The organism is Nonomuraea coxensis DSM 45129 (assembly GCF_019397265.1).
GTDB lineage: Bacteria > Actinomycetota > Actinomycetes > Streptosporangiales > Streptosporangiaceae > Nonomuraea > Nonomuraea coxensis.
Map to the genome: position 1 here is coordinate 8,516,941 of NZ_CP068985.1, position 18,100 is coordinate 8,535,040.

Annotated in this window: 22 protein-coding genes; 16 read left to right on the forward strand and 6 right to left on the reverse strand. The window is 69.7% G+C overall.

Features of this window, described 5'->3' with window-relative positions:
* The first annotated feature begins 158 nt into the window (after positions 1–158).
* From Nocox_RS39875 to Nocox_RS39930, 12 genes are all read left to right on the forward strand, one after another.
* Positions 159–1,139 (forward strand): substrate-binding domain-containing protein, encoded by a 981-nt coding sequence (locus Nocox_RS39875; protein WP_020545590.1) that lies wholly within the window; start codon positions 159–161, stop codon positions 1,137–1,139.
* A gap of 56 nt (positions 1,140–1,195) precedes the next feature.
* Complete coding sequence (locus tag Nocox_RS39880; RefSeq protein WP_169577070.1) at positions 1,196–1,936, forward strand: ATP-binding cassette domain-containing protein; 741 nt, start codon at positions 1,196–1,198, stop codon at positions 1,934–1,936.
* Entirely contained in the window at positions 1,933–2,946 is a 1,014-nt protein-coding gene (locus Nocox_RS39885; RefSeq protein WP_020545588.1) for an ABC transporter permease, read from the forward strand. The genes Nocox_RS39880 and Nocox_RS39885 overlap by 4 nt, the downstream gene beginning before the upstream one ends.
* A gap of 23 nt (positions 2,947–2,969) precedes the next feature.
* Entirely contained in the window at positions 2,970–4,025 is a 1,056-nt protein-coding gene (locus Nocox_RS39890) for a phosphotriesterase family protein (RefSeq protein ID WP_020545587.1), read from the forward strand.
* A 30-nt stretch (positions 4,026–4,055) separates the two neighbouring features.
* A complete protein-coding gene (locus Nocox_RS39895; RefSeq protein ID WP_020545586.1) occupies positions 4,056–4,805 on the forward strand; it encodes a glutamine amidotransferase in 750 nt (249 codons plus the stop codon).
* A 1-nt stretch (position 4,806) separates the two neighbouring features.
* On the forward strand, positions 4,807–5,748 hold the full coding sequence (locus tag Nocox_RS39900; protein WP_020545585.1) for a nucleoside hydrolase: 942 nt from the start codon (positions 4,807–4,809) through the stop codon (positions 5,746–5,748).
* Positions 5,749–5,806: 58 nt separating this feature from the next.
* Positions 5,807–6,745 carry a ribokinase gene (locus tag Nocox_RS39905; RefSeq protein WP_020545584.1) on the forward strand — a complete coding sequence of 313 codons (939 nt, stop codon included), beginning with the start codon at positions 5,807–5,809 and terminating at the stop codon, positions 6,743–6,745.
* Positions 6,742–7,035, forward strand: coding sequence for an Imm51 family immunity protein (locus Nocox_RS39910; RefSeq protein ID WP_020545583.1), 294 nt, complete (start codon positions 6,742–6,744; stop codon positions 7,033–7,035). Before Nocox_RS39905 ends, Nocox_RS39910 begins: the two co-directional genes overlap by 4 nt.
* A 108-nt stretch (positions 7,036–7,143) precedes the next feature.
* Positions 7,144–7,857, forward strand: coding sequence for an ABC transporter ATP-binding protein (locus tag Nocox_RS39915; RefSeq protein WP_020545582.1), 714 nt, complete (start codon positions 7,144–7,146; stop codon positions 7,855–7,857).
* Positions 7,854–8,543, forward strand: coding sequence for an ABC transporter permease (locus Nocox_RS39920; protein WP_020545581.1), 690 nt, complete (start codon positions 7,854–7,856; stop codon positions 8,541–8,543). Before Nocox_RS39915 ends, Nocox_RS39920 begins: the two co-directional genes overlap by 4 nt.
* A 4-nt stretch (positions 8,544–8,547) precedes the next feature.
* Entirely contained in the window at positions 8,548–9,648 is a 1,101-nt protein-coding gene (locus Nocox_RS39925; RefSeq protein ID WP_020545580.1) for a sensor histidine kinase, read from the forward strand.
* Positions 9,648–10,244: a response regulator gene (locus Nocox_RS39930; RefSeq protein ID WP_020545579.1), complete on the forward strand. Its 597-nt coding sequence runs from the start codon at positions 9,648–9,650 to the stop codon at positions 10,242–10,244. Before Nocox_RS39925 ends, Nocox_RS39930 begins: the two co-directional genes overlap by 1 nt.
* A 198-nt stretch (positions 10,245–10,442) precedes the next feature.
* Here the strand turns inward: Nocox_RS39930 and Nocox_RS39935 are convergent, their stop codons facing one another.
* The 4 genes from Nocox_RS39935 to Nocox_RS39950 form a co-directional block, all read right to left on the reverse strand.
* Positions 10,443–11,339: a Vgb family protein gene (locus Nocox_RS39935; RefSeq protein ID WP_246649688.1), complete on the reverse strand. Its 897-nt coding sequence runs from the start codon at positions 11,337–11,339 to the stop codon at positions 10,443–10,445.
* Between the two features lie 108 nt (positions 11,340–11,447).
* Positions 11,448–12,101 carry a DUF5701 family protein gene (locus Nocox_RS39940; protein WP_020545577.1) on the reverse strand — a complete coding sequence of 218 codons (654 nt, stop codon included), beginning with the start codon at positions 12,099–12,101 and terminating at the stop codon, positions 11,448–11,450.
* A 127-nt stretch (positions 12,102–12,228) separates the two neighbouring features.
* Positions 12,229–12,885, reverse strand: coding sequence for a CatB-related O-acetyltransferase (locus Nocox_RS39945; protein WP_020545576.1), 657 nt, complete (start codon positions 12,883–12,885; stop codon positions 12,229–12,231).
* A 191-nt stretch (positions 12,886–13,076) separates the two neighbouring features.
* Positions 13,077–13,217 carry a hypothetical protein gene (locus Nocox_RS39950; protein WP_020545575.1) on the reverse strand — a complete coding sequence of 47 codons (141 nt, stop codon included), beginning with the start codon at positions 13,215–13,217 and terminating at the stop codon, positions 13,077–13,079.
* A 152-nt stretch (positions 13,218–13,369) separates the two neighbouring features.
* On the opposite strand from Nocox_RS39950, the gene Nocox_RS39955 reads away from it, so the two are divergent.
* Positions 13,370–14,284 carry a LysR family transcriptional regulator gene (locus Nocox_RS39955; protein WP_020545574.1) on the forward strand — a complete coding sequence of 305 codons (915 nt, stop codon included), beginning with the start codon at positions 13,370–13,372 and terminating at the stop codon, positions 14,282–14,284.
* 20 nt (positions 14,285–14,304) lie between these two features.
* Here Nocox_RS39955 and Nocox_RS39960 read toward each other — a convergent pair whose 3' ends face one another.
* Positions 14,305–14,487, reverse strand: a complete 183-nt coding sequence (locus Nocox_RS39960) for a hypothetical protein (protein ID WP_157383301.1) — start codon at positions 14,485–14,487, stop codon at positions 14,305–14,307.
* A gap of 266 nt (positions 14,488–14,753) precedes the next feature.
* Here Nocox_RS39960 and Nocox_RS43505 point away from each other — a divergent pair, with 266 nt between their 5' ends.
* From Nocox_RS43505 to Nocox_RS39975, 3 genes are read left to right on the forward strand one after another with little or no spacing between them, the layout of a single operon-like run.
* Positions 14,754–15,482, forward strand: a complete 729-nt coding sequence (locus tag Nocox_RS43505) for a transposase (protein WP_020545573.1) — start codon at positions 14,754–14,756, stop codon at positions 15,480–15,482.
* A gap of 47 nt (positions 15,483–15,529) precedes the next feature.
* A complete protein-coding gene (locus Nocox_RS39970) occupies positions 15,530–15,850 on the forward strand; it encodes a PadR family transcriptional regulator (RefSeq protein WP_020545572.1) in 321 nt (106 codons plus the stop codon).
* Positions 15,847–16,725, forward strand: coding sequence for a hypothetical protein (locus Nocox_RS39975; RefSeq protein ID WP_020545571.1), 879 nt, complete (start codon positions 15,847–15,849; stop codon positions 16,723–16,725). Before Nocox_RS39970 ends, Nocox_RS39975 begins: the two co-directional genes overlap by 4 nt.
* 177 nt (positions 16,726–16,902) lie before the next feature.
* On the opposite strand, the gene Nocox_RS39980 is transcribed toward Nocox_RS39975, so the two are convergent.
* Positions 16,903–17,949 (reverse strand): hypothetical protein, encoded by a 1,047-nt coding sequence (locus tag Nocox_RS39980; RefSeq protein ID WP_157383300.1) that lies wholly within the window; start codon positions 17,947–17,949, stop codon positions 16,903–16,905.
* Positions 17,950–18,100: the final 151 nt, after the last annotated feature.

Sequence of the window (18,100 nt, forward strand, 5' to 3'; positions counted from 1 at the left end):
AGCGTGTCCCCGCCAGGATCACACGCAACGATAGAGGTTATGTGAGGAAAACGCACCCTTGACGTGCCTTTTTTAGGCCCACTAGCATGCCCGAAAACCGGGTAATCGATTACCCGATCGATCTCACTCTTCCCGCCCCCCCGAAAGGCTCATCTCTCATGGCGCGATCCCCGAGGCTCATCCGCCTGACAGCGGCGACGACGCTCCTGGCCACCGGACTGCTGGCGGCGGCCTGTGGCGGTTCAGACGACTCCGGCTCTTCCGGAAGCTCCGGCGGGGACCGGCCGCGGGTCGGGCTCGTCCAGATCAACCAGCAGGCGATCTTCTTCAACGAGATGAACGCCGGCGCCCAGCAGGCGGCGAAGGAGGCGAACGTCGATCTCACGATCTTCAACGCCAACGACGACGCGGCCAAGCAGAACGAGGCCATCGACAACTTCGTTCAGCAGCAGTTCGACGCGGTCATCGTGGTCGCCATCGACGTCGAGGGCATCAAGCCCGCCGTGAAGATCGCCAAGGACGCCGGGCTGAAGGTCGTCGCCGTGGACGCGATCGTCGACGCGCCCGAAGTGGACACCCAGGTGGGCGTGGACAACGCCGCGGCGGCCCAGCAGGCGGGCGACTTCGTCAACAAGTGGGCACAGGCGCAGGGCCTGACCGCACCGAAGATCGGCGTGGTGGGCGCGCTGAACTCCTTCATCCAGAACATCCGCAAGGACGACTTCAACAAGACCGTCGAGGCCGCCGGCGCCAAGATCGTTCAGACCGTCGACGGGCAGAACAAGCAGGAGGCCGCGATGACGGCCGCGGAGAACCTGCTCACCTCCCGCTCCGACATGAACATCGTGTACGCCACGGGCGAGCCGGCCCTGCTCGGCACGGTCGCCGCGGTGAAGTCGCAGAACGCGGCCGACCGGGTCAAGGTCTTCGGCTGGGACCTGACCAAGGAGGCCATCAGCGGCATCGACGACGGGTTCGTCGCCGGGGTGGTCCAGCAGGACCCGAAGACCGAGGGCTACGAGGCCGTCAAGGAGGCCAAGGCCCTGGTCGGCGGTGCCCAGGCGAAGAAGAAGATCGACGTGCCCGTGACGATCGTGACCAAGGACAACGTCGACCCGTACCGCGCCACCTTCAAGTAAGCGGCGAGGGAACTCACATGACGGACCAAGAGCCGGGTCGCGTTGATCGAGTGGTCATGCGCGACATCCGCAAGCGCTACGGAATGGTCGACGCGCTGCGCGGCGTGACGCTGCGCGTCGGCCCTGGAGAGGTGGTGGGGCTCGTCGGCGACAACGCTGCCGGCAAGTCCACCCTCATGAAGGTGCTGGCCGGCGCCGTCGTGCCGGACTCCGGCGAGATCGTCTTCGACGGCCGGCCGGTCGCCTTCGCCAACCCGAAAGACGCCCGCGAGCTGGGCATCGAGATGGTCTACCAGGACCTGGCGCTCTGCGACGACATCGACGTGGCCGGGAACCTGTTCCTCGGCAGGGAGCCGCGCAAGGCCGGCGGGATGATGCTCGACGTACGCAAGATGCACGCGGACGCCCGGCGCCACCTGGACGCTCTGAACATCCGGATCCCGCTGACCGACATCCCCGTCGGCGGGCTGTCCGGCGGCCAGCGGCAGGCGGTCGCCATCGCCCGGGCGGTGACCTTCGGGCCCAAGTTGCTCATCCTCGACGAGCCGACGGCGGCGCTCGCCGTCGCCGAGGTCGAGACCGTCCTCGAGCTGATCAAGACCGTCTCGGCCCAGGGCGTCTCGGTGATCCTCATCACGCACCGCCTGCAGGACCTCTTCCGGGTCTGTGACCGGCTGTGCGTCATGTACGAGGGCACGCTCAGGGCCGACCTGGACGCCCGGAGCACCAGCCTCGAACGGCTCGTGTCCGAGATCGTCGCCCACGACGAGGGAGAGAAGGAGGGGAGCCGACGGTGACCGCCACCGGGACCGGAACCAGCCAGCGGGTCGTCACCACCAGGTCAGCCCGGGCCAACGCCCACATCGGCCGGCACGCGCAGACGATCGCGATCGCGGTCGTGCTGGTGGCCCTACTGATCTTCTTCGCGTTCTCCGCCGACCAGTTCGCCACGACGGGCAACCTGCTCAACCTGTTGCGGCAGATCGCCCCCACGCTGATCGTCGCGACCGCGATGACGTTCGTGATCAGCACCTCCGGCATCGACCTGTCGGTCGGCTCCACGGTCGCGCTGTCCGGGTCGCTGCTCGCGATCGTGCTGCAGCACGGGTGGAGCCCCACCGTCGCCCTGATCGCGATCCTCGCGCTCGGCGCGCTGATCGGGTTCGTGAACGGGTGGTTCTCCTCCTACCAGAACATCCCGCCATTCATCGTCACACTCGCGATGTTGTCCATCATGCGGGGTACGGCGCTGCGCGCCACCGAGGGATACTCGACCCCCATCAACGGAGACCTCTGGATCGTCCAGATCGGCCAGGGCCGCATCGCCGGGGTACCCGTCCCGGCCATCCTCGCCGTGGTCGTCGCGCTCGTCGGCTGGCTCGTCCTCACCCGCACGCCGTTCGGCCGCTACGTCATCGGCCTCGGCTCCAACGGCGAGTCGCTGCGCCGCACCGGCGTGAACACGCGGAAGGTCGGGCTGACGGTCTACGTGCTGACCGGCGTGGCGGCGGCGGTCGCGGGCGTGCTCATCGCCACCCGCCTCAGCTCCGGCTCGTCCAACGCCGGGTCCGGCTTCGAGCTGGAGGTCATCACGGCCGTCGTGCTCGGCGGCACCAGCCTCTTCGGCGGCCGGGCGAGCATGCTCGGCACGATCCTCGGCGCGCTCACGCTCGGCGTGATCGCCAACGGCCTGGTGCTGCTGCACGTCTCGCCGTTCTACGTGCAGATCGTCCAGGGCGGCATCCTGCTCCTGGCCATCTTCGCCAACAGCAAGGTGTGGGCGAAGTTCGGAGCGATCCGAAAATGACGTCCTCAGCCCGGACTCCGGCCGTGACGACCGTGCTCGGCCCGGTGTCCCCCGACGACCTCGGGATCACGCTCTGCCACGAGCACCTGCGCAACGACGGCGCTCGCGCCTGGCACCCCGCGCCCGAGGGCGACGCCGAGGGCGAGCTGATCGCCGGCGAGCCCGTGCGGGCGGAGTTCCTCGGCAGGCTTCGCCACGACCCGTACCTCTCCCGCGACAACGTGTCGCTGGACGACACCGGGACCGCGATCGAGGAGGTGCGCAGGTTCGCCGGGCGCGGTGGGCGCACGCTGCTCGAGGTGACCCCCGAGGGGATCGGGCGGGCGCCCGCCGAGCTGGTCGCGATCGCCCGCGCCACCGGGCTGAACATCGTCATGGGCTGCGGTTTCTACCTGGAGAAGACCCATCCGGCCCGGGTCCGCCAGATGACCGCGGCGGACGTCGCCGAGGAGATCGAGCGCGACCTGACCGAAGGCGTCGGCGGGGGCGTCGGCGGGCGCATGGACGGCGTCCGCGCCGGTGTGATCGGCGAGATCGGCGTCTCACCGGACTTCACCGCCGAGGAGGAGAAGGTGCTGCGCGGCGCTGCCCGGGCGCAGGCCCGAACCGGCGTGCCGCTCTCGGTCCACCTCCCCGGCTGGGTACGGCACGGCCACCGCGTGCTCGACGTCATCGCCGAGGAGGGCGGCCTGCTCGCCGGCACCGTGCTCTCGCACCTCAACCCCAGCGGGGCGGACCGTGACTACCAGGTGTCCCTCGCCCTGCGCGGCGCCTACCTCGGCTACGACATGTGCGGCATGGACTACCTCTATCCGGGCGAGGGCCAGTCCCCGTGCGACGAGGAGAACGCCGCCGCGGTGGCCTGGCTGGTCCGCGCCGGGCTCGGGCACCGGGTCCTGCTCTCCCAGGACGTGTTCCTGAAGACCATGCTCGTCCGCTATGGCGGCACCGGCTACGCCCACATCCTCACCCATTTCGTCCCGCGCCTGCACCGGCACGGGCTGACCGCCGACGACACCACCCGGCTGCTCGCGGGCAACCCGCGTGAGCTCTTCCTCGCCGCCGCGCGCGGCCACTGATCACACACAGAGAGAGAAGGAGACGATTTCATGACCCGCGTGCTGGTCGCCGGTGAATCGTGGGTGAGCGTGTCGACCCACTACAAGGGCTTCGACGCGTTCACCTCGACCACCTACCACACCGGAATCGATCCGCTGCGGGACGTCCTGGTCGCCGACGGCATCGAGGTCGACCACCTGCCCGCGCACGACGTGCCCGCGTTGTTCCCCGGCACGCCCGAGGCGCTGGCCGCCTACGACGTGGTCGTGCTCTCCGACATCGGGGCCAACAGCATCCTGCTGCACCCGGCCACCTGGCTGTCCAGCGAGAAGACCGTCAACCGGATCGACCTGCTGGCCGACTGGGTGGAGCAGGGCGGCGGCCTCGCCATGGCCGGCGGCTACCTGAGCTTCCAGGGCTTCGAGGCCAAGGCGGCCTTCGCCGGCACGGCGGTCGAACGGGTGCTCCCCGCCCGGATCTCCCGCTACGACGACCGCGTCGAGACCCCGCAGGGCGTGCCCGGCCTGCTCGCCGACGAGGCCCATCCCATCGTGGCCGGACTCCCCGCCCAGTGGCCCGACCTGCTCGGTTACAACCGGTTCGCGCTGCCCGGGGACGCGACGCTGCTCGCGACCGTCGGCGGCGACCCCTTGCTCGCCGTACGGCAGGCCGGGGCCGGGCGCACGCTCGCCTGGGCCTCCGACATCGCGCCGCACTGGTGCCCGGACGAGTTCGTCTCCTGGGACGGCTACCGCACTTTGTTCACGCGGGCGGTCCGCTGGCTCGCGAAGGAGATCTGACATGCCGATCCCGGTGATCCTCGACTGCGACCCCGGGCACGACGACGCCATGGCCATCCTGCTCGCTGTGGCCCACCCGGCGATCGACCTGCGCGCGGTCGCCACGGTCGCGGGGAACCAGACGGTGGAGAAGACCGCGCTCAACGCCCGGCGGATGCTGAGCCTGGCCGGCGTCACCGGCGTTCCGGTCGCCGCCGGCTGCGACCGCCCCCTCGCGGCGCCACTGGAGATCGGCGACTACGTGCACGGGGAGAGCGGGCTGGACGGCCCGGCGTTCGGGGAGCCGAGCGTCCCGCTCGACCCCCGCCACGGCGTGGACCTCATCCACGACACGCTGGCGGCCGCCGCGGAGCCGGTGACCGTGGTGGCCATCGGCCCGCTGACGAACATCGCCACGCTGCTCCGCCGTCACCCCGAGGACCGCGAGCGGATCAGGGAAGTCGTGATCATGGGTGGCTCCACGGATCGCGGCAACCACACGCCGTACGCGGAGTTCAACGTGTACGCCGATCCGGAGGCGGCGGCGGAGGTGCTCGGCAGCGGCGTGCCGACGACGTGGGTCGGGCTCAACGTCAGCCACCAGGCGCTGGTGACCGCCGACGTGCTCGCCAGGATCGAGGCGCTCGGCACCCCGCTCGCCCGCGTCTGCGTGGAACTGCTCACGTTCTTCGGGTCCACCTACCACGAGACGTGGGGATTCCCGGCGCCGCCGCTGCACGACCCGATCACGGTGGCGTACCTGATCGACCCCACGGTCATGACGTACGAGCGGGTGGGCCTGCGGGTCGAGCTGGACGGCCCGCACACCCGGGGAGCGACCGTGGCCGACCTCCACCGGCGGATGGACTGGGAGCCCAACGCGAACGTCGGGATCGGGCTGGACCGCGACCGGTTCTGGGATCTCATGATCGGCGCGATCGAGGCGCTCGGCCGGGCCTCCTGAGGGCCGGCGCCCGAACGCTGCGACTCAGCATTGAGAGCTCTAAAACAGGAGAAACGTCATGGAACCGCACGGTGTCGTCGTCGTCGGGAGCATCTCCGCGGATGTCACCGCCTTCACTCGCCGCCTCCCGCGCCGGGGAGAGACCGTCCTCGGCGACGACGTCGCCGTCGTCCTCGGCGGGAAAGGCGCGAACCAGGCGGTCGCCGCCGCCCGTGCGGGAGCGCCCACCTGGCTGGTCGGCTGCGTCGGCACGGACCCGTTCGGCGGGATCGTCTCGTCGGCGCTGCGCTCCCACGGCGTGGCGTTGTCGGAGGTCCGCTCCGTCGGCAACCGTACGGGCGTCGCGCACATCAGGGTGGACGCGTCGGGTGAGAACGACATCGTCATGACCCCTCTCGCCAACGCGGACCTCAACGCCGAGATGGTGGACGAGAGCATCCGGGCCGTGCGCGGCAAGGCGAGCGTGCTTCTCCTCCAGCTCGAAATCCCCGCGGAGGTCGCCTGTCACGCGGCCGAGACGGGTGCGCGGGCCGGCCTGACCGTGGTGCTCGATCCCGCGCCCGCGCAGCCGCTGCCCGACCGCGTCTGGCCGCACGTCGCCATCGTCACCCCCAACGAGAGCGAGGCCGGGGCACTGACCGGCGTGGAAGTCGTCGACGTCGAATCGGCCGAGCGGGCCGCCGCCTGGTTCCTCGAACGCGGCGTGCGGCACGCGCTCATCACACTCGGATCAGCGGGCGCCGTGTCGGTCACCCGGGAACGCACCCGGCACTTCCCCGCCTACCCGGTCACTCCCGTGGACACCACCGCCGCGGGCGACGCCTTCACCGGCTTCCTGGGCGCGGCCCTCGCGGCGGGCCTCGACACCGCCACTGCCGTCCGCCGGGGAATGGCCGCAGGAGCCCTGGCGACCACGCTGCCCGGCGCCAGCCCCTCACTGCCCGGCCGGAAGGCGGTGGACGAGCTGCTCGCCGTGGCCGAGGGAGCCGCTCGATGAGGCACGCCGGCGGAACCACGCGGGTCGACGACGTGATCGAAGATCTCGGCCATGAGCCGAACGGATACTTCTGGGAGGGCGTCGCGCAGGTGCTCGTCGGCACCGAGGCTCCCGCCCTGGAGGGCCGATTCTCGTACGACCCCGAAGGCGGCATGTTCTGCGCGTACGGAAAGGACCGCCGCGCGCTGGAGGAACTCGGCATCCTGATGGCGACCATCGCGACGGACGGCGACCGCGTGCGGCGGCTCGTGGCGCTCGCCGAGGCGAACGGTTTCGAGCTCGACGACTGACTCGCCTGCCCGTTCCGGATCCGCCCCGTCCGGCATCACCCGGATGGAGGATGGTGGGCGACGCGACGGGTGATGTCGCGTGGGCCGCCGCGACGGGAGCCTTGAGGCATGGAAGCCATCGAGGTGACAGACCTGCGCAAGAGCTACGGGGACACCAACGCCGTGGAGGGTGCGACGTTCACTGTCCACGCTGGGCAGACCTTCGGCATCGTCGGCCACAACGGCGCCGGCAAGACCACGACAGTGGAGTGCCTGCTCGGGCTGAAGCGGCCCGACGGGGGCACGGTCCGGGTGCTGGGTCAAGACCCGGCCCGCGAGCGGCGGGCCCTGGCCCAGCGGGTCGGGGCGCAACTGCAGGAGAGCGCGCTGCCGGATCGGATCAAGGTGACCGAGGCGCTTCGGCTGTTCGCCTCCTTCTATCACCGTCCGGCCGACTGGCGGCAGGTGATGGAGCGCTGGAGCCTGGTCCCGCTGGCCCGCAGGGCCTACGGCGACCTGTCCGGCGGGCAGAAGCAGCGGCTCATGCTCGCCCTGGCCCTGGTCGGGAACCCCGAGGTGGTCGTGCTGGACGAGCTGACCACGGGTTTGGACCCGGTGGCTCGCCGGGAGACCTGGCGGCTGGTCGGCGACCTCAAGCGCTCCGGCACCACCGTGGTGCTGGTCAGCCACTACTTCGACGAGACCGAGGCCTTGTGTGACAAGGTGGCCGTCTTCGCCCGCGGCCGGGTCAAGGCCATGGGCACGCCGGACGAGATCATCACCCGAACCGGTACCGCTTCCCTGGAAGGGGCGTACTTCGCCCTGGAAGGAGCCACCCGATGAAGGCGTTCACGGCCTTGACGGCCACCGAGCTGAGGCTGCTGTCGCGCGACCCCGCCTCACTGTTCTTCATGATGGCCTTCCCTCTCATGCTGCTGGTGCTCAAGCGCGGCGAGAGCGCCTCGGTCCCCGGCTACATCGCGATGATCGCGGCCATCGGTGGCATGGGAGCGCTGCCCGGCATCGTGACCGCCTACCGCGAGCGCAAGGTGCTCAAGCGGCTGGCGACCACGCCGGTCTCCCCCCTGCTGCTGCTGGGCGCCCAGCTCGTGGCGCAGGTCACCGCCGCCTTGGCCGGCTCGACGCTTCTCGTGGCCGCCGCGATCGTGGTCTTCGGCGCAAAAGCGCCGGCGAATGTGCCGGCGCTGGCCGTCGCGTTCGTGCTGTGTTCAGTGATGGTCTGCGCGCTCGGCTTCGTGATCGCCGCGATCATGCGCAACACCAGGGGCGCCGGACTGATCGGCATGCTGGCCATGTTCCCGATGATCTTTCTGGCTGGTGCGGCCGTCCCCCGCAAGGCGCTGCCCGACTCGCTGCGCCAGATCGGCGACTTCCTGCCTTTGACCCCGGGTGTGGACGCGCTGACCAGTGCGTGGGCCGGGACCGCCGCGTTCTTCCCGATGCTGATCCTGTCGGGGATGATCGTCGCGGGCACGGCCCTGGCCACGGCGTTGTTTCGATGGGAGTGACGAGGTGAACGTCTGGGAGGCGCGCTGGTTGCACGCCTTCCACTTGCTCTTCTACGCCTGCCTGGCGCTGGGGCTGATCTTGTCGATCGGCGAGCGCGCCGGCCCGGCCCCGGTGTCTTTGGCGGTGGCGGCGCTGATGGCCGGCTGGCACGGGTTCTTCGTCGTCCGCCGGCCGCACCTGCTCGGCCGGCTCCACCCCATGGCGCTCCACTTGGCCGTGCTGTGCGCTCTCTACGTCGCGCTGGTGCTCACCGACCGCTCCTTCGATGTGGTCATCTTCGGACTGATGCCCCAGGCGTACGTGATGCTGCTCACTCCCTGGTCCTACGCCGGCGCGGTAGCGACGATCTTGTGCACCTTCGCTGCAAGGGGCTACCTGGACGACCCCGGCGCGCTGTGGCGGCTTGCCGGCAGCTGCGGCCTGGTGGTGGCGATCGGCCTGTTCGTGACCTACATCATGCGGCAAAGCGTGCACAACAAGACGGTCGGGGTGCTGGAGGAACGGGCGAGGCTGGCCAGGGAGATCCACGACACCCTCGCCCAAGGGCTGAGCGGGATCATCACCCAACTGGAGGCCGCCGAGCAGGCCATGCCCGGACAGGGCGCTCCTGACCTGCCCTCCGTGCGCAGGAGAATCGCGCTGGCCAAGGAACTGGCCCGCGACAACCTCCGGGAAGCCCGGCGCTCGGTGGACGCGCTGCGGCCTGGCCCCTTGCAGGAGGCGCGTCTCGAGGAGGCGCTGGCGCAGGTCGCCCAGCGGTGGGCGCACGCCTGCGAGGTGAGCGCGACCGTGACGGTGGACGGCACCCCTCGGCCGCTGGCCGGGGAGGTGAGCGCCACGCTGCTGCGTGCGGCGCAGGAAGGGCTGTCCAACGTGGCCAAGCACGCCCAGGCGGGCCGGGTGGCCATCACGCTGACCTACGTGGACGATGAGGTGACACTGGACGTGTTCGACGACGGCACAGGCTTCGATCCGAGGGCGCGCGGTTCCGGTTACGGGCTGGCGGCCATGGGGGAACGTGCACGCGGCGTGGGCGGCACGCTGACGGTGGAGTCGGCGCCGGGAGAGGGGACCGCACTGTGCCTGCGCATTCCCTCAGGTTGATGATCGTCGATGACCATCCGGTGGTCCGCGACGGGCTGCGCGGCATGTTCGATCATGTCGGCGACATCGAGGTGGTCGCCGAGGCAGCCGACGGGTTCCAGGCTCTGGCCATGGCCCGGCGGGCGCGACCGCACGTCGCGCTCATGGACCTGCGCATGCCCGGCCTGGACGGCATCGGCACGATCGAGCGGCTGCGCACGGACCACCCGCAGATCAAGGTGATCGTGCTGACCACCTATGACACCGACGCCGATGTGACCCGGGCCATGGCGGCCGGGGTGGCGGGCTACCTGCTGAAGGACGCGCCCCGCGAGGAATTGCACCGGGCGGTCCGTACGGCCGCGGCGGGCGGCGCCGTCCTGGCGCCGTCGGTTGCCTCCGCGCTCATCAGCAGGCCCGCGGCCCAGCTGCCGAGCCCGCGCGAACTGGAGGTGTTACGGCTGGTGGCGCGAGGTGCGGCCAACAAGGAGATCGCCCGGACCCTGCTGATCAGCGAGACCACCGTCAAAACCCATCTCAAGCACGTCTTCGCCAAGCTCGGCGTCGAAACCAGGGCTGCGGCCGTCGTCGTGGCGATGGAACGCGGCCTCCTGTAAGCGCAAGCGGCCGTCAGAGATGAGGAACCGGCTGAACCGCCCCCGGGTTTGATGGAGACTTCAGCGCTCGAACGTGCTGGGCCGTCCAGGCGCCGGTCGGGTGGGCGGTCGCGCCGAGGATGCGCACGCGCCGGGTGGCAACAGGTCAACGCCGGCGTTCGGCCGCTCTCTCTGCCAAGGTCAGGTAGACAGGTGTGACTACAGCTCGCCTGGGTGCAGGCTGTGCCGTGCCAGGGCGCCGGACTCCATCGCGACCCAGATTGCTCCGTCCGGGCCGACGGTGAGCCCATGGGGTTCTGCGCCCTCCAGCGGGAACTCCGTGATCTTTCCGTCGGTTGTGATGCGGGCCAGCTGTCCCGTGCCCCACTCGGTGAGCCAGAGCGCGTGATCCGGCCCCGCCACGATGGCGTGTGGCCGGGCAGCGCGGTCGGGCAGCGGGAATTCGGTGATCGCGCCCGAGGTGCTGATCCGGCCGACCTGTCCTGCGCCGATCTCCACGAACCACAGTGCGTCGTCCGGTCCCGCGCAGATGCCGACCGGTGCCGCGCCCGGTGTGGGCAGCGGGTACGTTGACACTTCGCCGCCAGTGGTGATGCGGCCGATCGCATTGCCCTGGTTGAGGGTGAACCACAGTCCGCCATCCGGCCCCGCCGCGATCGCCGAAGGCATCGCGCCCGCGCTGGGCAGCGGGTACGTGGACAGCTGCCCGTCCGGGGTGATCCGTCCGATCCGGTCGTCCTGTAGTTGGGTGAACCACATGGCTCCGTCGCTGCCTGTGGCGATGCCGTACGGCGAGGCCGCCTGGAACGCGGTGAGGGCGCCGTCCGTGGTGATGCGCCCGATCCGGCCGCCGGTGAACTCGGTGAACCACAGGGTGCCGTCCGGCCCCGGGGTGATGACCGTGGGCTGGCCGTCGGCCGGGTCGAGGGAGAAGAATGTGGGCTCGTCACCTGGCACGACCTGTCCGATCCGGCCTTGGTGCACGAGAGTGAACCAGAGCGCGCCGTCGGGGCCGCAGGTGATGCCGTACGGTGAACCATCGATCAACATAGAAGAGATCTCCTTACCGGTGAAGCGGCTGCGGGTGATCGGCACGAGCGTGCCTGGGGTGATCGCGCAGGGCTTGCTCGAACGGTCCACGCAGCCGTTGGCCCTGCCCCTGCTGATCGTCGGCCTGGTCGAGTTCCGGGGCATGGTCGTCGGCTATGCGGTCGCGCGACGGCCGCCGGCGGAGGCCATGCCGAGCCAGGTGTGCGGGTTGCGTTCCCAGCACCAGCCGAGTTTGGGGGCGTTCTGGCTGATCCACAGGGCCGGGACGCGGCGGTCGCCGGAGCGGGAGCCGCCGAGGGAGAAGCACTTGTTCTTGACCAGGATCTCCGGGAACTGGGTGATCACCGCGATGCCCTCCTCGATGGTGAGCAGCGTGCGCCCCCGGGCGGCGATGGTGTTCATGGCGTCCTGGGGCACGGCCCCGCAGAACTCCTCACCGCGTTCGATGTCCGTCAGGAGGTATACCTGCTGCTCCGGAAGCCCGGTCTCCGGGATGGCGACGAATCGTTCCAGGGAGCCAGGTTCGAAGGAGTGGTCGACGAAGCCCGGTTTGGGCTTTCCGTGCAGGGTGGTGCGCGGCATCGTCTGCTCGATCGGCACGACCTGACGGGTGACCACGAGCACGAACGGAAGCCGGCCGGCGCCGGACTCGCAGGCGAGGCTTCCGGTCGTGGCGGCGAGGTCGCGCAGGGGTTCGGCCAGGGACTGGAACTGCTCGGGCGTCAGGCCCGCCATCGCCGGATAGTCCCGTTCGATCAGGTTGTGGACCTGGCGGTCGAATTCTGCGGCTGCGTCGATGGTTGTCACGAGATCCTTTCAGCAATGCGGTGCCGGGGGGCGATGCGAGTGAGGGCCCCGGTGTCTGGGGTTGTCCCAGAGGCACCGCCGGTCCTGATGTGATCCAGTACGGCCCACCCTTCAGTGGTCATGTGGGTCAACGGCTCTTCTCCAGCCCGTGTTCGGCGGCGATGCGGGCGATGTCGTCCGGGGTGCCGGCCATGATCGTACGTGCGTGCTCGGTCACCAGGTCGGCGGGCCAGTCCCACCAGGCGGCCCGCAGGAGCCGTTCGACGTCGGCGTCGGCGAAGCGGCGGCGGATGGGCCTGGCCGGGTTCCCGCCGACGATCGTGTACGGCGGGACGTCGGCGGTGACCACGGCCCCGGCCGCGATGATCGCACCGTCACCGATGGTCACGCCGGGCATGACGGTCGCCTGGTAGCCGAACCACACGTCGTTGCCGACCACGGTGTCGCCCCGGCTGGGCATGCCGGTGACGAGGTCGAGGGTGCGTTCGGTCCACTCGCCGCCGAACATGGTGAACGGGAAGGTGGACACGCCCATCGTCGGGTGGTCGGCGCCGGCCATCAGGAAGCGGGTGCCGGAGGCGATCGCGCAGTACTTGCCGATGATCAGCCGTTCGGGCCCGTAGGCGTACAGCACGTTGTGCTGCTCGAAGCCGGTCGCGTCGTCGGGGTCGTCGTAGTAGGTGTACTCGCCCACCGTGATCGTCGGCGAGCTGACCAGCGGCTTGAGGAGGACCACCCGCTCATGGGCGGGCAACGGGTGCACGGTCGTCGGGTCGGGCGTCAAGAGGTGTTCCTTTCTGGAGAAAGTCGGACGACAAGGTCAGCCGGTGCGCGGCGGGGCGGCCGTACTGGCCGTACTGGCTGTGCGGCGCTTGAGGAGATCTCTCGGATCTTCCGATACTTCTGGACGTGACGCTCACGGCCGCGCGATGACGGGCTGTGTCGGTCAGGGTCACTGGTCCTGGTGCGTTCGGCTCAGCGCCGCCTGCTGCCATGAAGGTCGGGCCTGGCCAGGGACAAGGTGGCCACGACCGGGGCCCGGCGCAGCAGCGAGAAGCCCGAGAAGCCGACCCAGGCGGAGGTAAGAACGGTGACGACGATGAGAACGGTAGACATCGAATCTCCTGGACAAACTGGGTAATCACGCCCGCGCGCGTCAGCCCCCTTGGCAACAGGTGCGCCACCCAGTCTCGGGCGAGCCGTCGAGATGAACAACGGCGATTACGGCCACGGATCGTTAAGCGATAGGTTCACGGTCGGGAGGCGGAATGGAACTACGCGACATCGAGATCTTTCTGACACTGGCCGAGGAACTGCACTTCGGCCGTACCGCCGAACGCCTGCACGTGACACCCTCACGGGTAAGCCAAGCGATCAAGAAGCAGGAACGCCGGATCGGCGCCGCGCTGTTCGACCGCGACAGCCGCAACGTACGGCTGACACCGATCGGCCGCCGACTCTTCGAGGACCTCCAGCCCATGTACCGGGGCCTGTGCGAAGGCATCGACCGCGCCACCCGCGCCGCCCGGGGAAAGCGGCAGGTCCTGCGCATCGGCATGATCAACGCCAACCATCAGGACCTGCGCCCCCTGCTGGACGCCTTCGAGGCCCGCCACCCCACCTGCGACCTGAACATCCGCCACGTCGGATTCAACGACCCCTTCGGGCCTCTGCGGGCCGGCGCCGTCGACGTGCAGATCGCCTGGCTGCCCGTCCAGGAGGCCGACCTCACCGTCGGCCCGGTCGTCTACATCGAACCGGTGGTCCTGGCCGTCGGCGTCAGCCACCGGCTCGCGGCACGCGCATCGATCTCCTACGAGGATCTGGCCGACGAGGTCGTCATGGGCGGCGCACGACCCGACTACTGGCGCGAGGCACTGGTCCCCCGGCGCACCCCGAACGGACGACCGATCCCCGCCGGTCCCGTCGTCGACAACTCCGCGGAGATGCTCCCCCTGCTCTCCAACGGCGAAGCCGTCTCACCCGTCCACGCCCACGCCGCCCGCTACTTCCCCCGTCCCGACATCGCCTACGTGCCCATCCACGACGCACCACCCGCACGATGGGCGCTGATCTGGCGCACGACCCCGCAGTCCGACCTCATCCAGGACCTCGCCCGCACCGCTCACCGCATCGGCCCGATCACGTCCCCCGAACTCGAAGACCACGCTCCCCACCCCTGAACGGGGGTATCACGCCAGGTTCATCTGTCGGCGTCGGCGTCGGCGTCCCAGCGGGCGGCCAGGTTCCAGCAGCTCTTGCGGTCGAGGTTGGTCAGCAGTCCGCGCACGTACGCACTCGCCGCACGACGTGGTTCGATGCGGCCGATCCGGCTGCGGTGGCCGTCGCCATGTGACCCGAACGCCTCAAGATCGCCAAGTGTCACTGGAGTACCAGGTGTGATCAGGTCGTACCGCGCTTCGCCATTGATCTCAGCCGCTGTCTCCGGAAGTACGGCCTGGTGTGGGCCGGCATCGGACGGTGCGAAGCTCTACCGCGAAAGTGCCACTCCCCCAAAGGGCCCGAGTCCGGGGACAACGACAACACCAGTTCGCTACGACACGTGGCGTTCGAACTCGACGATGCCGCCGAGGTCGGTCCGGGCCGGGGACGCTTTCGAGCACATGGTATGCAGCAGAAGGGATATCCCTGATGGTGATGACGAATTACCCGCCCGAGTTCAAGGCCGACGCGGTGGCGTTGGCGCTGTCCGAGCCGGGCCGGTCGATCACGGCGATCGCGCGGGATCTGGGAGTGGGCCGCGAGACGCTGCGGGTGTGGGTGCGGGCCGCGCAGGCTCGGGCCGAGGGCAGGCGGGGCGCGCCCGGCGGTGCTGCCGGCGGTCAGGACGGGGCGGCCGAGGTCCCGTTCGGCAGGATCAAGATCCGTGTCAGCGCCCTGGTGTTCTGCGGCGACGAGGTGGCGCTGCTGCGCAGGGACCGCCCCGATGGCATCTGCTTGTTCACCACGATCGGTGGGAACGTGTGCGAAGGTGAACCGCTCGACGCCGCCCTCGCCCGGGAGCTGGAGGAGGAGCTCGCCCTCGCTCCGGGGTCGGGAACGGAGCCGGAACTGCTGTGGCTGATGGACGCCCGGGTGTCGCGGCCGGGAAGCACGCCTTCGCCCCGCAAGCTGCACCTGATCTATCGCCTTCACGTCAGCCCGGAGGTTCGCCGCGCTCTCGCCACGCATGAGCTCGATGAGATGGCCGCGGGCGGTCACGAGGTTGGGCACGTGCAGTGGATCGACTACCGGCAGGCAGCTGATCTGCCGTTGTTCCCTCCCGTCGGGGCGGCGCTTGCTCGGCTGGCCGGTCCTGCTGCGAGGCCGGGCGCCGTCGAACTGCCCGCGGTGACGGACAAGGAGTACTCCTGGATCTGAGGTCACCTCTTCCCCATACTTCGACGGTCGATATATGGTCGGGAGCCATGGCCGGCATGACGGAGGCGACGTACTTCATCCTCGTCGCCCTGACAGCGGAACCGCTTCACGGATACGGGATCATCAAACAGGTCCGAACCCAGTCACTCGGCGAGGTCGACCTCGCTGTCGGCACCCTGTACGGCGCGCTCGACCGGCTCTCCGAGACCGGCTGGGTGCGGCTGGACCGCGAGGAGACCGTCAACGGGCGTCCTCGGCGCTACTACCGGATCACCGACGACGGCGTGCGGGCCGTCCGTGCTCACGCGGCCCGGTTGCAGCGCGCCGCCGCACTCGTCCTGCGGCCGGGCGGGGTGACGAGCGCATGAGCCACGTTCTCGAACTGCGGTACCGCCGCCTCCTGCGCGCCTACCCCAAGGAGTACCGCGCCGAGCACGGCGAGGAACTGATCGGCACCCTGATGGAGGCGGCCCGGCCCGGGGCCCGCCGGCCGTCGCTCCGCGAGACGCTGCATCTCCTCGCCGGCGGCTTCACCGCCCGCGTCCGGGCCACCCGCGCGTCCGGCGTGCCGCCGTGGGCCGATGGGCTGCACCTCGGCGCGCTGGTCGTGACGGCCGTCACCTTCGCTCAGCTTCCCGTCCTGCCGTACGTCACCTACAAGATGTGGACCGCGCTCGGGATCATCCTGATGGTGGCGCTCGTACGGGGATGGATGCGTGTCGCGGCTCCTCTGGCGGCGGTCGCCGCGCTGTGGACAAGCTGGCCCGTAGTCCCGGTGCTCGGCCTCGGACCGGTGTACGGGGATCTCGCGCCGGTCGCGCCCTACTGGGTGGTCGCGGGTGCGTCAGTGGTGCTCGCCGTCCGGCGGAGAGGGGCGGGCCGCACGTCCGGGAAGGCTCGATGGTGGGGCGCGACGATGCCTGCCCGGTCGTCGCGGTGGCTGCTCGTCCCGCTGGCCGGCTGGGCGCTGCAGCTCACGGAGATGCCGATGTACGACCCCGTCCGGGTCGTCTCGCGGGCCGGCGTCGAGATGACGGCCCTGCTGCTGGTGCTGGCCGCCACGGTGGCCGCCAGGGACGGCCGATGGGCGCTGGCAGCCGCCGTCTACCTGGTTCCCGGCCTGGTCTACCTGGCCGAGAATCTGCTGGTGACCGGGGTCCGCGGCTTTCTGTACTGGGGCGTGCTCACCGCTCTCGTCGGGGCCTCCTTGGTCGCCGCCCGCCGGATGCACGGCAAGGCGTGATCGGTTCATTCCGAGCTCCCCGAGGATCGGTCGCCGATCCGGACGTACGGAGAATGAATGTCGCAACTCGTTGATCGCGTCCACGAGGTCGTCACCGTGGAGAGAAGCGCTTTCTTGCTGAGAGATCAGGAAGGCACGTTGGACGAGCCGCCCGGCTGGCCTCGGCTGGAGGAGATCTCAGCACGTCTCGCCCCTGACTCCTGGTTCGAAGCGACCCTGAACTGGGCGGTTTTCCTGAGCAGTGCCCCGTGGCACGAAACCCCGGTGACCCTGGAACTGTGGGACGGTCTCCCTCCCGGCATTTCCGGCTCCTGGGAGAGAAGTAAGATCACATCTTTCTACTCCAGCTCGGGTCTCGTCTACCTGAGCGAGCTGTTCGGCAGTGGCCCGCCGCCTGTCCCGATGAATCTGCGCAAGAAGGCCGGCGATTGGGCGATCAGGGCCAGTCGTCGCCCGGGAACCGGCTGGAGCTGGCCGGACGAAGATGCTCCGCCACGAGGAGTCGAGGAGTGGCGTGTGCAGTTCTGGCCTCACCCGCCGGCACTGTCGCGCGACGCTCGAATGGCTTCTCTTCGCGTCGCCGGGATTCGCGGGGCGGGTTGCGGTGGTAAGGGCCAGGAGCATGCCCCACGCGGCGACCAGTATCGCGGCCAACGAGTTCCACCAGTTCGGTGTCAGCCAGGGGAAAGAGCCGGCGATGAATGCGGCTGCGGCGAAGATGCCGGCGGCTCGTCCGATCAGTCCGGCGCGGGTCGACCAGGTGAGCGTGACCGCGGCAACGGCGAAACCCAGGAACGCCAGATGCAGGGCGCCGAACGCCGAGCTGACGGCCAGGGCCAGAACCTCGGCTGACAGGCGGATCTCGAACACCGGGTAGACCAGACGCCCCATCGCGAGCAGGAGGACGACGAGGGCGACGAGGGCGGTCGTCAGAGCGGTCACGCCCACGTTGATCCGGGCCGACCGTTCGGCGTTGCGCGTGCCGAAGAGGCTGCGGGCGCCGGCTCCCCAGCAGATGACCGCGAAGAACAGCAGTTCGTCGCTCCAGGACAGGAGCGAGTGACCGCGTTCCACCCATGCCGTCATGGCAGCGGCGTCGGAAGGCGCGCCAGGGAGCAGGGACAACAGGAGAAGGGCGGCGGCGGTGAGGAGTGCCCCGACGATCATCAGCCGGCGGTGCACCCGTAGGCCGATCGCTTGGCGTGACGTGGTTTCTTGTGTCATCGGACCGCCTCTCGTTGAGCGGTTAGGCCCTCAGCGCCGTGGAAAGCCATGTCTGCGGCAGGGGCGGGCGCTCCAGCTCCGGGATGATGGCCATCCGTCACGTAGGTGGCTGGGGGCGAATCTGTCGGACTGCTCTGGGACGATCGCCTCG